Source organism: Pseudomonas sp. GL-RE-29 (assembly GCF_019947275.1).
Classification (GTDB): domain Bacteria; phylum Pseudomonadota; class Gammaproteobacteria; order Pseudomonadales; family Pseudomonadaceae; genus Aquipseudomonas; species Aquipseudomonas fluorescens_A.
Genome location: NZ_JAGYGD010000012.1, coordinates 83,003 through 96,205, shown reverse-complemented (window position 1 = coordinate 96,205; position 13,203 = coordinate 83,003). Strand labels below are relative to the sequence as shown.

General features: G+C 58.8%; 11 protein-coding genes and 1 pseudogene. 7 read left to right on the top strand and 5 right to left on the bottom strand.

Annotated features, from left to right (window positions below; all coding sequences use genetic code 11):
- The first annotated feature begins 33 nt into the window (after positions 1 to 33).
- Together KGB21_RS12390 and KGB21_RS12385 are read left to right on the top strand one after the other, a co-directional pair.
- Positions 34 to 2,580 (top strand): LuxR C-terminal-related transcriptional regulator, encoded by a 2,547-nt coding sequence (locus KGB21_RS12390; RefSeq protein ID WP_223505257.1) that lies wholly within the window; start codon positions 34 to 36, stop codon positions 2,578 to 2,580.
- Between the two features lie 215 nt (positions 2,581 to 2,795).
- The gene (locus KGB21_RS12385; RefSeq protein WP_223505256.1) at positions 2,796 to 3,482 is read left to right on the top strand and encodes a hypothetical protein; all 687 of its coding nucleotides are present in this window, start codon (positions 2,796 to 2,798) and stop codon (positions 3,480 to 3,482) included.
- Between the two features lie 3 nt (positions 3,483 to 3,485).
- Here KGB21_RS12385 and KGB21_RS12380 read toward each other — a convergent pair whose 3' ends face one another.
- Entirely contained in the window at positions 3,486 to 4,268 is a 783-nt protein-coding gene (locus KGB21_RS12380; RefSeq protein ID WP_034147054.1) for an IclR family transcriptional regulator, read from the bottom strand.
- 165 nt (positions 4,269 to 4,433) lie between these two features.
- On the opposite strand from KGB21_RS12380, the gene hmgA reads away from it, so the two are divergent.
- From hmgA to maiA, 3 genes are read left to right on the top strand one after another with little or no spacing between them, the layout of a single operon-like run.
- Positions 4,434 to 5,738 (top strand): homogentisate 1,2-dioxygenase, encoded by a 1,305-nt coding sequence (hmgA, locus tag KGB21_RS12375; RefSeq protein ID WP_034147053.1) that lies wholly within the window; start codon positions 4,434 to 4,436, stop codon positions 5,736 to 5,738.
- 3 nt (positions 5,739 to 5,741) lie between these two features.
- Positions 5,742 to 7,046, top strand: coding sequence for a fumarylacetoacetase (gene fahA, locus KGB21_RS12370; RefSeq protein ID WP_223505255.1), 1,305 nt, complete (start codon positions 5,742 to 5,744; stop codon positions 7,044 to 7,046).
- Between the two features lie 13 nt (positions 7,047 to 7,059).
- Positions 7,060 to 7,695 carry a maleylacetoacetate isomerase gene (gene maiA / locus KGB21_RS12365; protein WP_223505254.1) on the top strand — a complete coding sequence of 212 codons (636 nt, stop codon included), beginning with the start codon at positions 7,060 to 7,062 and terminating at the stop codon, positions 7,693 to 7,695.
- Positions 7,696 to 7,780: 85 nt separating this feature from the next.
- Here the strand turns inward: maiA and KGB21_RS12360 are convergent, their stop codons facing one another.
- A complete protein-coding gene (locus KGB21_RS12360; RefSeq protein ID WP_223505253.1) occupies positions 7,781 to 8,584 on the bottom strand; it encodes a SirB1 family protein in 804 nt (267 codons plus the stop codon).
- 183 nt (positions 8,585 to 8,767) lie between these two features.
- Here KGB21_RS12360 and KGB21_RS12355 point away from each other — a divergent pair, with 183 nt between their 5' ends.
- Positions 8,768 to 9,787 carry a Glu/Leu/Phe/Val dehydrogenase family protein gene (locus KGB21_RS12355; RefSeq protein WP_034147049.1) on the top strand — a complete coding sequence of 340 codons (1,020 nt, stop codon included), beginning with the start codon at positions 8,768 to 8,770 and terminating at the stop codon, positions 9,785 to 9,787.
- Positions 9,788 to 10,022: 235 nt separating this feature from the next.
- Here the strand turns inward: KGB21_RS12355 and KGB21_RS12350 are convergent.
- Positions 10,023 to 10,262, bottom strand: a pseudogene (locus tag KGB21_RS12350) (YebG family protein); the annotation flags it as partial.
- Positions 10,263 to 10,553: 291 nt separating this feature from the next.
- Here KGB21_RS12350 and KGB21_RS12345 point away from each other — a divergent pair.
- Positions 10,554 to 11,054 (top strand): phosphate-starvation-inducible protein PsiE, encoded by a 501-nt coding sequence (locus KGB21_RS12345; protein WP_008054441.1) that lies wholly within the window; start codon positions 10,554 to 10,556, stop codon positions 11,052 to 11,054.
- On the opposite strand, the gene KGB21_RS12340 is transcribed toward KGB21_RS12345, so the two are convergent.
- Positions 11,051 to 11,365, bottom strand: a complete 315-nt coding sequence (locus KGB21_RS12340) for a DUF3509 domain-containing protein (protein WP_034147047.1) — start codon at positions 11,363 to 11,365, stop codon at positions 11,051 to 11,053. The two genes, KGB21_RS12345 and KGB21_RS12340, sit on opposite strands and share 4 nt — an antisense overlap.
- Before the next feature lie 392 nt (positions 11,366 to 11,757).
- Complete coding sequence (locus KGB21_RS12335; protein WP_223505252.1) at positions 11,758 to 13,134, bottom strand: L-serine ammonia-lyase; 1,377 nt, start codon at positions 13,132 to 13,134, stop codon at positions 11,758 to 11,760.
- Positions 13,135 to 13,203 lie beyond the last annotated feature (69 nt).

Below are 13,203 nucleotides of genomic sequence, written 5' to 3'. Positions count from 1 at the left end.
GGTGGCGCCACAACTATAAAAAGGCGCATCACTATGACTGCCATGACGCTGTGTCTGGACCGTCCTGGACTCCTGCCTCGTTTGTCGTCCCATCACCTGTCCCGCGAGCGCTTGATCGAGCCATTGCTGGCCTCGACGGCGCGGGTGAAGTTGCTTTGTGCGCCGGCCGGCAGCGGCAAAAGTGCGTTGCTCACTGAGTGCCTGTTGCGTGCGCCCACGGACTGTCGGGCGTACTGGCTGCCCTTGTTGGGTGAGTCGTTGGGTGTGGCTGAATTCCAGCGGCGACTGGCGCATACGCTCGGGTTGTCTTCATCGGATGAGCAAACGTTGCTGGAATCACTGGCCCTGTTACAGGTGCCGACCTGGCTGTTTCTCGATGATTACTGTCGCGTGCCCAATCCTGAACTCGATCGCTTGCTGGACCGTTTACTGGCTGTCAGAAACCCGTTGTTGAATTGGTGGCTGGGTACGCGTCGGCGCCCGCAATGCAACTGGCCCCGGTTGTTGCTCGATGATGAGTTGTACGAATGCGAGGGGCGTTCGCTGGCGTTTAATGAACACGACATCGAACTGCTGCTCGTCCATGTCGCGCCGTCGCAGGCCGCGGGTACGGCCCGGCGGATCATTCAGCGCAGCGGTGGTTGGTGCGCCGGTGTGCGTATTGCCTTGCTCGATGGATGTCAGTGGGCGGCCGGGGAAGACAAACAGGAACGTTCGGCGACGCTGCTCGATTATTTGCAGCATGAACTGTTCAACACGTTGTCGCCGGAATTGGTTGAAGCCTGGCAGGTACTGGCCCATCTTCCGCGATTCAATGCCAGCCTGTGCGAGCATCTTTTCGGTGCTGGCGAAGGCGCGAAGTGCTTGCACGACTTGCAGGACATGGGGTGTTTCATCGAACCGTGGGAGGACTCCGCCGATTGGTTGCGAGTCTTCGTGCCACTGGCCCGCGCCATGCGTGATGAACAAGGTTCGGCGGGGCGTTCCTGGCACCGCCGCGCCTGCCAATGGTTCACCGCCGAGGAGGACTGGCAGGGCGCGTTCGAGCAGGCGTTGTTAGCCGAAGAGTTCGAGGTTGCGGTCAGTTTGTTGCAGCACTTCAGCTTTGAGCATTTGTTCCGTCGGGAGAACGTGCGCTTGTTGCTGAACCTGCATGAGCGCCAGGGTGAAGAGTTGACCCTCGGATCGCCGCAATTGGTGGGGTTAATTACCGCGGCTTTATTATTTGCCGGACGTTTCGATCAGGCCGCCGTGTGCATTGAGCAAATGGTCCGGTTCACCCCGCAGCCGACGGCGATCCTGCAGCGTCAACTGCTGGCTCGCTGGCAGGCGCAGCAAGGTTGGCTGCTGCATCTGCAGGGGCGCATGGAAGCGGCACGAGCGCACTTTCTCGAAGCGCTGGCCGAACTGGGGAACGACGCTTGGGCAGCGCGCTTGTTGTGTCTGTCCGGCCTGACGCAACAAGCGCTGCTTACTGCCGATTGCGACGCCGCGCTGGCCCTCAATCGCGAGGCGCTGTGCCTGGCGCGCGCGCAAGGTTCGCTGCTGTTCGAAGGATTGCTCGAACTCGATCATGCGCAGTTGCTGGAGCAGCGCGGCGCGCCCCGGCGCGCCGAGAGTTTGCTGGCCGATATCCATGAGTTGCTGTGTCGGCAGGCGGATCGCCCGACGCCGCTGCTGGGGCGAATTGCCTTGCGGCGTGGACGTCTGGCGCTCTGGCAGGGACAGGATGAGGCGGCCAGCGAATTCTTTCAGAGCGGCCTGCGCGATTGCCTGCACAGTCAGGACAAACGTGCGTTGTATGGTTTTCTCGGACAGGCGCAGGTGGCGGCCAATCAGCATGATTACGCACTCGCGTTCGACCGGCTGCGCGACGCCGAGCGGCTGATGCAGCAGCGGCAAATTCCCGACACGGTTTATCGCGGTGTACTGCTGCAAGTCAGCAGTCATTTCTGGTTGCAACAAGGTCGGCCGCAACTCGCCCGTGAAGCGCTGACCCGTGTGCTGCGTCATTACCGCGGGCCAAATGCCCGTCAAGCACCCCCGGCCACGCTGGAACTGATCGCACGGATCGAATACTTGTTGGTGCTCGCAGAGACTCATCTGCAACAGGCGAAACAACCGCTGGAACGACTCAATGCCTTGCTCGATCACGCGCAACAGCACGGGATGCTGGCGTTGGAAGCGGAGCTTCAGTTGGCCATCTGCGAAGTGGCAGACCTGACCGGCGATCCAGCACTGGCAAAGTCGGCCTTGCAGGCGGGGCTGGAGTTGGTGCGGCGTTGCCATTTGCAACAAGCCTTGAGCGAACTGCGCCTGCGCCAGCCGACATTGCTCAGTCGTTTGGGTGAAGAGCACCACCTGACGCCGTCGACCCTGGAGGCCAACCCGTTGAGTGCTCGAGAGTTGGAGGTGCTCAGCCTGATCGCCCAAGGCAACTCAAATCAACAAATCGCCGAACAACTGTTTATTTCATTGCATACGGTAAAAACCCACGCCCGGCGAATTCATAGCAAGTTGGGTGTGGAGCGCCGTACCCAGGCCGTGGCTAAAGCTAAAGCAATGGGAGTGGTTAATTAATTTGTTGGTGTGTTTATGGCTTTACGATTGAATACATGTTTGTTGTTTTATTTTTAGTTAAACGCTGTACAGTTGCATTGGCTCGCGATGCTGCAGTATTAAATAGTTTTTAATAGTGTCGATTGAGTGGGTGGTATGGAGTAATCCAGGTTTTATGAATTTAATCGACGGCTCGCACAGGATGTTCGAGTCTTATTTTTTGACAGGAAGTTTTTATGAGTGACAGTTTTTTTAATCACGGCAAGATTCAATTGCTGAAGAGTATTCGTGCAGACTTTGCGGTAGAGGTACTACTGACGGAGCGCCTGCAAAAGTTTGGAGTTAATCCTTTTAAAACCTATATCAATACCGTGGTTGATATTGTGGACTACGAAGTTGAAACTTCCAGGACGTTGTTTGAAGAAACCCTGGAGTGGGTGGAGAGTGAGGCCGTGCCTAATTACGTACAGCGCCTCACTGATGTCTTCATTCGCCGATTTTCATTTGATCCGAAAGATAAAGTAAGCGGACTGGGAATGGTGGAGTTTGAGCGAATTGTCATTGATCTGGTAAAGCTGCTGACGGCTGAGCCGTCAATCAATCTTGCCAAACGCTCGATTGGTTCGCTTGATCTTGAAGATGTGCGTGCTGCGCTACAGAAAAGTGTGGCCGATATTAACTTTGATGAAGTGTATCTCACCAGTTTTTTCATGGAGCGCGGTGAGCGCAAAATATACAAGTCTCGACGTTTGGCGGAAGATTTATTTGAGTCTCTGCAACACGATGAAATTCCTTACTACTATGGCGATTTTGGCGTTTATACGGTCGCTCACAGCGTTGAGGAAGATCATCTGCATCCGCAGCTCATGGCACGGGATATCACTCATCTAGTGATCGAAATTGTTCCGGATTTCCTGATCTGATCTTCACTGTTCCTCGTAGCCCATCCGCCAACTGACGGCCCGCGTTGCCGCGAGTAATCGCTGCGCCGCCGGGCCGTCTTCATCGGCATGAAACAACGATGTCGGGCCGACCACCGTCAGCACGGCCACCACATTGCCCATGGCGTTGAACACCGGTGCCGACAACGCATCAACGCCGGGCATCAGCAAACCATGCACATGATGCAGGCCCCGTGCGCGGATTTGCTCGCAGATGGCCGCATAGACTTGATCGTCCGCCAGCGCGTGGGCTGCATGACCTTGTAATTCCTGCTCGCGCAGATCCACGGTTTCGCGCTTGGGAAGGTACGCACCAAAGACCAGCCCGGTCGAGGAACTGAGCAACGGCAACACCGAGCCCAATTGCGTGACCACCGTCACCGCTCGCACCGCCGGTTCGATATGCACTACGGTCGCACCCTGGTTACCCCACACCGCCAAAAAACAGGTTTCGTTCAAATCGTCGCGTAGTTCGGCCAGCGGCAGGGCGGATACTTTCAGCACGTCCATACTGTTGAGTGCTGCCAGGCCCACGCGCAAGGCCTCGCGACCCAGGCCGTAATGGTTGGTCGCGGCATTTTGTTCGGCAAAACCACTGGCGATCAGCGCCTGCAAATAGCGGTGAACCTTGCTCGCCGGCATCTGCACGTGTTCGGCCAGGCGCGAGAGCGAAGTCGAGGGTGACAACTGCGCCAAAGCCTTGAGGATGTCAGTACCCACCTCGGCCGAGCGGACTTTCTGTTTACCGTTGCTTTCAGGCTTTTCCATGGAGGCAGTGTGATCCCGGGACGAATGGGCGTCTTTATAGCTTGACGGTCAATACCAATCAAATTACGTTATGCGTAATCGAATTACGATAAAAATAACCCCGGCGTGCCACGAACTCTGCAACAGAGCGACGGGCCACTGTCGACTCCCTGTTCAGGAGGCTCCATGAACTCCGATTCAACGACGCCAGCACTGGCCTATCAGTCAGGCTTCGGCAATGAATTCAGCAGTGAAGCGCTGCCTGGCGCATTGCCCATCGGCCAGAACTCCCCGCAAAAAGCCCCTTACGGTCTCTACACCGAACTGTTCTCCGGCACAGCGTTCACAATGGCCCGCAGTGAAGCGCGGCGGACGTGGATGTACCGCATTCAGCCGTCGGCCAATCACCCGGCGTTCGTCAAACTCGATCGGCAATTGGCCGGCGGTCCATTGGGTGAAGTGACCCCCAATCGCCTGCGCTGGAACGCGCTGGATATTCCCGCCGAACCGACTGATTTCATCGACGGCCTGGTGAGCATGGCGGCTAACTCCGGCGCGGATAAGCCGGCGGGGATCAGCATCTACCAATACCGCGCCAATCGCTCCATGGAGCGCGTGCTTTTCAACGCTGACGGCGAAATGCTGCTGGTGCCGCAACAGGGCCGTCTGCGCATCGCCACCGAACTGGGCGTGCTGGAAGTCGCGCCGCTGGAGATTGTCGTGTTACCTCGCGGGCTGAAATTCCGCGTTGAACTGCTCGACTCGCAAGCCCGCGGTTACATCGCCGAGAACCATGGTGCGCCATTGCGGCTGCCGGACCTGGGGCCGATTGGCAGCAACGGCCTGGCTAATCCGCGGGACTTCCTGACCCCGGTGGCGTCTTACGAAAACCTCCAGCAACCGACGACCCTGGTGCAGAAATTCCTTGGCCAATTGTGGGGCTGCGAGCTCAACCATTCGCCATTGAACGTGGTCGCCTGGCACGGTAATAACGTGCCCTACAAGTATGATCTGCGCCGTTTCAACACCATCGGCACGGTCAGCTTCGATCACCCGGACCCATCGATCTTTACTGTTCTGACCTCGCCGACCAGCGTCCACGGCCTGGCCAACCTCGACTTCGTGATCTTCCCGCCACGCTGGATGGTGGCCGAGAACACTTTCCGTCCACCGTGGTTCCACCGCAACCTGATGAACGAATTCATGGGCCTGATCCAGGGCGAATACGACGCCAAGGCCGAAGGCTTTGTGCCCGGCGGCGCGTCCTTGCACAGCTGCATGAGCGCTCACGGGCCGGACGGCGAGACTTGCACCAAAGCGATCAACGCCGAGCTCAAACCGGCGAAAATCGACAACACCATGGCCTTCATGTTCGAGACCAGCCAAGTGCTGCGACCGAGCCGCTACGCCCTCGATTGCCCGCAGCTGCAAACCAACTACGATGCTTGCTGGGCCACGCTGCCCGCCACTTTCGACCCGACCCGGAGATAACCCATGACGCAGACTTCCATCCCTCGCAGCTGGGTTGCTTGCGCCAACGACCACGCGGATTTCCCGCTGCAAAACCTGCCGCTGGGCGTGTTCAGCATGAAGGGTTGCGCACCTCGCAGTGGCGTGGCGATTGGCGAACATATCTTTGATCTTGAAGCGGCGCTTGAGGCCGGCCTGTTCGATGGCGCTGCAAAAACCGCCGTCCAAGCCACCCGTAACGGCCAGTTGAACGCGTTCTTCGAACTGGGCCGCGAGGCTCGCGTGGCCCTGCGTGAACGTTTGATCGAACTGCTCAAGGAAGGCAGCACCCTGCACGGCAAGATCGAAGCCCAAGGCGCAAAATTGCTGCCACTGGCGGCGGATTGTGAAATGCACCTGCCGGCGAAAATCAACGACTACACCGACTTCTACGTCGGCATCGAGCACGCGCAAAACGTCGGCAAACTGTTCCGCCCGGACAATCCGCTGCTGCCGAACTATAAGTACGTGCCGATTGGCTACCACGGCCGCGCTTCGACCATTCGCCCGTCCGGCACCGACGTGCGCCGCCCGAAAGGCCAGACCCTGCCGGCCGGTCAGACCGAGCCGACGTTCGGGCCGTGCGCACGCCTGGACTACGAACTGGAACTGGGCATCTGGATCGGTCAGGGCAATGACATGGGCGACTCCATCGCCATTGGCGACGCCGCCGATCATATCGCCGGTTTCTGCCTGCTCAATGACTGGTCGGCGCGCGATATCCAGGCCTGGGAATACCAGCCACTGGGGCCGTTCCTGTCGAAGAGTTTCATCACCAGCATTTCGCCTTGGGTGGTAACGGCTGAAGCGTTGGAGCCGTTCCGTCGCGCCCAGCCTGTACGCCCGGAAGGCGATCCACAGCCGCTGCCGTACCTGTTTGATAAACGCGATCAAGCTGCGGGCGCATTCGATATCGAACTGGAAGTGCTGCTGCTCACCGAAACGATGCGCGAGCAGAACCTGCCAGCCCATCGCCTGACCCTGAGCAACTCGAAACACATGTACTGGACCGTGGCGCAAATGGTCGCGCACCACAGCGTCAACGGCTGCCAGCTGCAGGCCGGTGATCTGTTCGGTTCGGGTACCTTGTCCGGGCCGGAAAACGGTCAGTTCGGCAGCCTGCTGGAAATCACCGAGGGCGGTAAAAAACCGATTGAACTGGCATCGGGCGAGGTGCGCAAATTCCTCGAAGACGGTGATGAAATCATTCTGCGTGGCCGTTGCAGCCGCGACGGTTTTGCCTCCATCGGTTTCGGCGAATGCCGTGGCAAAGTCGTGTCGGCGCGTTAAGAGGATCCGGGTCATGGAGCTCTATACCTATTACCGTTCGACCTCGTCCTATCGGGTGCGGATCGCGTTGGCGTTGAAGGGGCTGGATTGCCAGGCGCTGCCGATCAACCTGATTGCGCCGCCAAGTGGTGAACATCGTCAGCCGCCGTACCTGGCGATCAACCCGCAAGGTCGCGTACCGGCCTTGCGCACCGAGGACGGCGAGCTGCTGATCCAGTCACCGGCGATCATCGAGTACCTGGAGGAGCGTTATCCACAGGTGCCGCTGCTGTCCAAAGACTTCGCTGCTCGCGCCCATGAGCGTGGCGTAGCGGCGGTGATTGGCTGCGATGTGCACCCGCTGCACAACGTCAGTGTGCTAAACAAACTGCGTGCGCTGGGTCACGATGAGGCACAGGTGGTGGAGTGGATCGGGCACTGGATCGGCCAGGGTCTGGCGACCGTTGAACAGTTGATTGGTGATGAAGGATATTGCTTCGGACCTGAGCCAGGTTTGGCGGATGTCTACTTGATCCCGCAGTTGTACGCGGCCGAGCGTTTCAATATTTCTCTTGAGGGCTATCCGCGAATCCGGCGGGTGGCGGCGCTGGCGGCGACGCATCCGGCGTTCATCGAGGCGCATCCGGCGAATCAGCCAGATACGCCTTGATAAGAGCAGGATCAAAAATCGCAGCCTGCGGCAGCTCCTACAGGGAATCAATGTAGGAGCTACCGCAGGCTGCGATCTTTTGCTTTTAATGGACGATGGAATTGGGCGGCAAATGCCCCAGTCGTTCCGTCAACCGAAGCCGCTGGATCGGGTCGTCGCTCAGCAGCAGGGCATGTTCCAGGTCGAAACGCTCGGCATTGGGGCATTCCAGTCGTTGGTAGAGGCTGGCCCGGGCCAGGTAATCGGCGGCATTGGCGTTGCCCAGTTCCAGCACGCGTTCGGCGTCGATCAAGGCGCCGATGTAGTCGTCATGGGACAGGTGCAGCTGACGCAGGTTGCGCGACAGGCGTTGGAGCATTTGCACAGGCTCGGCGGTGACCAGGTGTTCGGCGCTGAGCTTCATGTTCGGGCCGTACTGCCGATGCAGCAATTCCCGGCAATCATTGGGGTACAGCCGCCTGCCGCCGCACGGGTCAAGCAGGTGATCGGCGCCCGGCACCCGCAACAGAAAATGGCCTGGGAAGTTGACTCCGACCATGGGGATTTCCAGGCCTTTGGCCAACTCCAGTGCAATCATCCCCAACGCCAGTGGCTGACCACGCCGGCGTTCAAGGACTTTATCGATTAACGCCGCTTGCGGGCGCAAGGGCGTGAAGTCGTCCTGGGCGAAACCCAGATCATTCAAGCGCCGTAACAACGGTTGCGCCAATTCGCTCACCGGCAGCATTGGCAAACCGTAACTGACCCGCTGTTGCAGTTCCTTGAAATCTTTCAATACCGCTTCCGGGTTCACCTCTTTGTCATGCTCGACTGCAATCCATAGCGCCGCCTCGAACAGCGCGGACGGTGAACGTTGCAGGCAAGCGAAAAACGATTGGCGCGGTGTCATCAAAATCTCCGGGCAATGCCTCGTTTTAGCCCCGTCTCCAGCATTCGTCCAGTGCCATAAAGGCGAGTACCGGAGTTATTTCCGAAAGCCTGATTGGCGGCGCCGCTTATTCCGGTGTGCTTCTGCAATTTTCGGGCGCAAGCCTATACTGGCGACTACAAGAAGTGATTCGGGAGCCTTACGATGTTCGCTCTCATGCAAAGCACTCGCCTTGAATCGCTGCATCTGAGCGTCGACCCGGTCACCGGGTTGAAGGCGGTCATTGCCATTCATAACAGCCGTTTGGGGCCTGCCCTGGGCGGGTGTCGTTACCTTGCCTATCCCAGCGACGAGTCCGCGGTCGAGGATGCAGTGCGCCTTGCCCAAGGCATGAGTTACAAGGCGGCACTGGCCGGTCTGGCCCAGGGTGGCGGTGTGGCGGTGATTGTTCGACCCGTTCACGTGGCCAATCGTGCTGCGTTGTTCGAAGCCTTCGGGCGCTGCATCAATCAGCTCGACGGGCGCTACATCACCGCTATCGACAGTGGCACCTCGGTGGCGGACATGGATTGCATCGCCCAACAGACCCAACACGTCACCAGCACCACCTCGGCGGGCGACCCTGCGCCGCATGCGGCGATGGGCGTGTTCACCGGCATTCGCGCCACGGCGATGGCGCGACTGGGCAGCGATAACCTCGAAGGCTTGCGTGTGGCCATCCAGGGCCTGGGCAATGTCGGTTTTGCCTTGGCCGAACAGTTGCACGCCGCGGGCGCTGAACTGCTGGTCAGCGATATCGATCACGGCAAGGTGCAATTGGCGATGGAGCAACTCGGCGCGCACCCGATTGCCAACGACGCTCTGCTCAGCACGCCTTGTGACATTCTCGCGCCATGCGGTCTGGGCGGGGTGCTGAACAGCCACAGCGTGACGCAACTGCGCTGCTCGGCAGTGGCCGGTTCGGCGAACAATCAGCTGACTCATCTGGACGTTGCCGATCAGTTGGAACGGCGGGGCATCCTTTATGCGCCGGACTACGTGATCAATGCCGGCGGGTTGATCTACGTTTCGCTCAAGCACCGGGGCGAAGAGCTGGGGACTATCACCGCGCACCTGTCGAAAATCAGTTCGCGACTCACCGAGGTTTTCGCCCACGCCCAGGCGGAAAAACGGTCGCCGGCGCGGGTGGCGGATGAGTTGGCGGAGAAAGTGTTGTACCGATAGCGAGATCAAAAGATCGCAGCCTGCGGCAGCTCCTACAGAGGCTGGGATCTTGTGAATTCCATAAATGAAAAAGGCCCTGAGTCCAATGGACTCAGGGCCTATTCAATTCGGGCGTTGCCTACTTTGCTGCTTTGGCGGCCTTCGCAGGCTTGGCCGGAGCAACTGGCTCAACGTTTGCCTCTTCCACAGGTGCGGCTACTGCAACCGGCTCCGCGACCTCAACAGGGGCGGCGAGCAATTCGGACAAGGCGTCCGGCTGGCTCTTGAATGCCTTGGCAAACACATCACGGTTTTTCGCCATGTAGATCCCGGCTTCTTCCACTTGCTGCTCGGTCAGGGACGGAACGGCTTTTTGCAACACTTCAGCCAGCAACTCGGCCAGTTCGAGCATTTTGTCATGACGGTCAGCTTCGGCTTTATCCATGAACAAGCGCTCCAGATCTCGGCTGCTGCGGTATACCACTTCGACGGCCATTCACCACCTCACATGCCTTCACATTTGGTTGTCGTTTTCGACTACTGTATTTATATACAGCGAAAAGGATAAGCGAATCCTCGGGGTTTGGGTAGTGGCTTTTTAATGTAGACCGGATTCAGGGTTTGTCAGGTGAATCCATCGCGAGCAGGTTCGCTCGGGTGCGACCAAACGCCACGGAGCGCATTTTACGGCGGCTCGCCATCATGGCGTGGCCTTGTTTCTGCATGCAGAACAATCGTCACGTCCACCCTGCATTATCCGGTCGAGCCGACCTAAGGAAGCATCATCGTGAAAATCAACTGGGCCGAAAAGCTGCGGCAGAACGTGCATGAGCTGGCTGAATCCCTCGGCAACCTGTTCGTCGAAACCTTCCACTACCTGGCGCTCTTCGCCATTGGTGCGGTGACCGCATGGGCGGCGGTGATGGAGTTTCTCGGGATGCTCGAACAGGGACACATCAAGATCGATGACATCTTGTTGCTGTTCATCTACCTGGAACTGGGTGCGATGGTCGGGATTTATTTCAAGACCAACCACATGCCGGTGCGGTTCCTGATCTACGTAGCGATCACCGCGCTGACACGCCTGCTGATCTCCAACGTATCGCACCACAATCCGCCTGACTTGGGGATCATCTACCTGTGCGGCGGAATCTTGCTGTTGGCGTTTGCAATCCTGGTGGTGCGTTACGCCTCGTCGCAATTCCCCTCGGTGAAGATCGAACACCCGCACCGTAAGACTGGCGCGGGTTCAGGTGAACATCCGGAAGTGGAGAAGGGCGAGCTTTAAAGCCCCATGGCCGGTCGTGGCCGGCCTTTGACAGGTGGCGGCAGGTTGCGGGTGCTGCCATCGGTCATGGCTTCAAGGATGGCCACGGCGCTGTGGCCCTGTTCGATGGCAATGCCGAACTGAATGCTTTGCACCAGACGTTTGAGGCGCTCGGGGTCATTACGTTGTTCGCTGCTGATCATCCGCTTGGCTACTACGCGGCCACTGTTGGAAAGGGTCAGCATGATGCTGCCATCCAGACCCTGAATGCTCAGGTTGATCTGATAATCCGCTGCAAAAGCATCGGTAATGAGCTGAAAAGGGTTGTCCATGATGCGTCACCGCCTGATTGAACGTGCAGTTGTTGACGGCCGTGATCGGGATTAGTTCGCAACTCCAGACCATCGGCCTTTTCCTGGCCACATCGCCATCATCGTTTTTGCGCAATCGATTTCCTGCAGGGGCTGCCGCAGCCTGCGGCAGCCCCTGCAGGAGGTGTAGCAAGGGGCATGCCGGAAAGATTGTCGGACAATCAAGGGCGTGAAAATAACGTGGGCGCTATATCGGATTCGCGTGCGCTTACCCTGTAGGAGCCGGCTTGCTGGCGATAGCGTGCTAACAACCGCCACAAATGGCGACCGATGAACCGCTATCGCCAGCAAGCCGGCTCCTACAGTTTTTTGCCCGTTCCAGGGCAATTCGCTTGGCCGTGCCTCCTAAGCGATCAGCACTCCACCCAGTTCACTGCCAGGCCGCCCCGTGACGTTTCCTTATATTTGTCGTGCATGTCGTCGCCGGTATCGCGCATGGTGCGGATCACCCGATCCAGCGAAATAAAGTGTTTGCCGTCGCCACGCAGGGCCATTTGCGTGGCATTGATCGCCTTCACGGCGGCAATCGCGTTGCGCTCGATGCAGGGCACTTGCACCAGGCCGCCGACAGGGTCGCAGGTCAGGCCGAGGTTGTGTTCAAGTCCGATTTCAGCGGCGTTCTCCAACTGCTCCGGCGTTGCGCCGAGCACATCGGCCAATCCGGCGGCGGCCATGGCGCAGGCCGAGCCAACCTCGCCCTGGCAGCCGACTTCAGCACCGGAGATCGAAGCATTTTTCTTACAGAGAATGCCGACGGCTGCCGCGCCGAGGAAGAACGCCACGACGTCATCGTCCGACGCGTCCGGGTTGAATTTCATGTAGTAGTGCAGCACCGCCGGAATGATCCCTGCCGCGCCGTTGGTCGGTGCCGTCACCATGCGCCCGCCGGCGGCGTTTTCTTCGTTGACGGCGAGGGCGAACAAGTTCACCCACTCCATGGCCGACAGGGTCGATGTGATGACGTTCGGCTTGCCGATTTCCAACAGGCTGCGGTGCAATTTCGCCGCGCGGCGCGGCACATTCAGACCGCCGGGCAAGATCCCTTCGTGTTCCAGTCCTTGCTCGACGCATTCGCGCATTACCGACCAGATGTTCAGCAGGCCCTGGCGGATTTCTTCGTCACTGCGCCAGGCCCGTTCGTTGGCCATCATCAGTTCGGAAACCCGTAGTCCGTGCTGATTGCAGAGCTTGAGGAGTTCGGCGGCGCTGGAAAAATCGTACGGCAGCACAACGTCGCTGGCGGGTGCAACACCGGATTCGGCCTCGGCGGCTTCGATGATGAAACCCCCGCCGACCGAGTAGTACGTCTGCTCGAACAGTTCGCCGGTTTCGCCAAAGGCCGTCAGGGACATGGCGTTGGGGTGGTAGGGCAAACTCTCGTCGAGCAGCAGGAGATCGCGCGACCAGTTGAAGGCAATGGTTACTTGGCCTGCCAGAGACAGTTCACCGGTTTCACGCAGGGTTTGGATACGGCTGTCGATGGTGCTTGGATCGATACGATCCGGCCATTCGCCCATCAAGCCCATGACACAGGCGCGGTCGGTGGCGTGACCGACACCCGTGGCCGACAGGGAGCCGTAGAGGCGGATTTCTACTCGTCGAACGTCAATGACCAACCGCTGGTCAACCAGCGCTTGGGCGAAGGTCGCAGCGGCACGCATCGGACCAACTGTATGGGAGCTGGATGGACCGATGCCGACTTTGAAGAGATCGAAAACACTGATAGCCATGCTAAAGCCTATTCCTGCAATGGAAGATAAATCGCTGCCATTTCTGTAGGACAAGCGCACTTTCAGCGA

What these genes read in the sequence shown, in the direction of transcription:
- KGB21_RS12390 (WP_223505257.1), top strand. Translation starts at nt 34, where the DNA reads ATGACTGCCATGACGCTGTGTCTGGACCGTCCTGGACTCCTGCCTCGT.
- KGB21_RS12385 (WP_223505256.1), top strand. Translation starts at nt 2,796, where the DNA reads ATGAGTGACAGTTTTTTTAATCACGGCAAGATTCAATTGCTGAAGAGT.
- KGB21_RS12380 (WP_034147054.1), bottom strand. Translation starts at nt 4,268, where the DNA reads ATGGAAAAGCCTGAAAGCAACGGTAAACAGAAAGTCCGCTCGGCCGAG.
- hmgA (WP_034147053.1), top strand. Translation starts at nt 4,434, where the DNA reads ATGAACTCCGATTCAACGACGCCAGCACTGGCCTATCAGTCAGGCTTC.
- fahA (WP_223505255.1), top strand. Translation starts at nt 5,742, where the DNA reads ATGACGCAGACTTCCATCCCTCGCAGCTGGGTTGCTTGCGCCAACGAC.
- maiA (WP_223505254.1), top strand. Translation starts at nt 7,060, where the DNA reads ATGGAGCTCTATACCTATTACCGTTCGACCTCGTCCTATCGGGTGCGG.
- KGB21_RS12360 (WP_223505253.1), bottom strand. Translation starts at nt 8,584, where the DNA reads ATGACACCGCGCCAATCGTTTTTCGCTTGCCTGCAACGTTCACCGTCC.
- KGB21_RS12355 (WP_034147049.1), top strand. Translation starts at nt 8,768, where the DNA reads ATGTTCGCTCTCATGCAAAGCACTCGCCTTGAATCGCTGCATCTGAGC.
- KGB21_RS12340 (WP_034147047.1), bottom strand. Translation starts at nt 11,365, where the DNA reads ATGGACAACCCTTTTCAGCTCATTACCGATGCTTTTGCAGCGGATTAT.
- KGB21_RS12335 (WP_223505252.1), bottom strand. Translation starts at nt 13,134, where the DNA reads ATGGCTATCAGTGTTTTCGATCTCTTCAAAGTCGGCATCGGTCCATCC.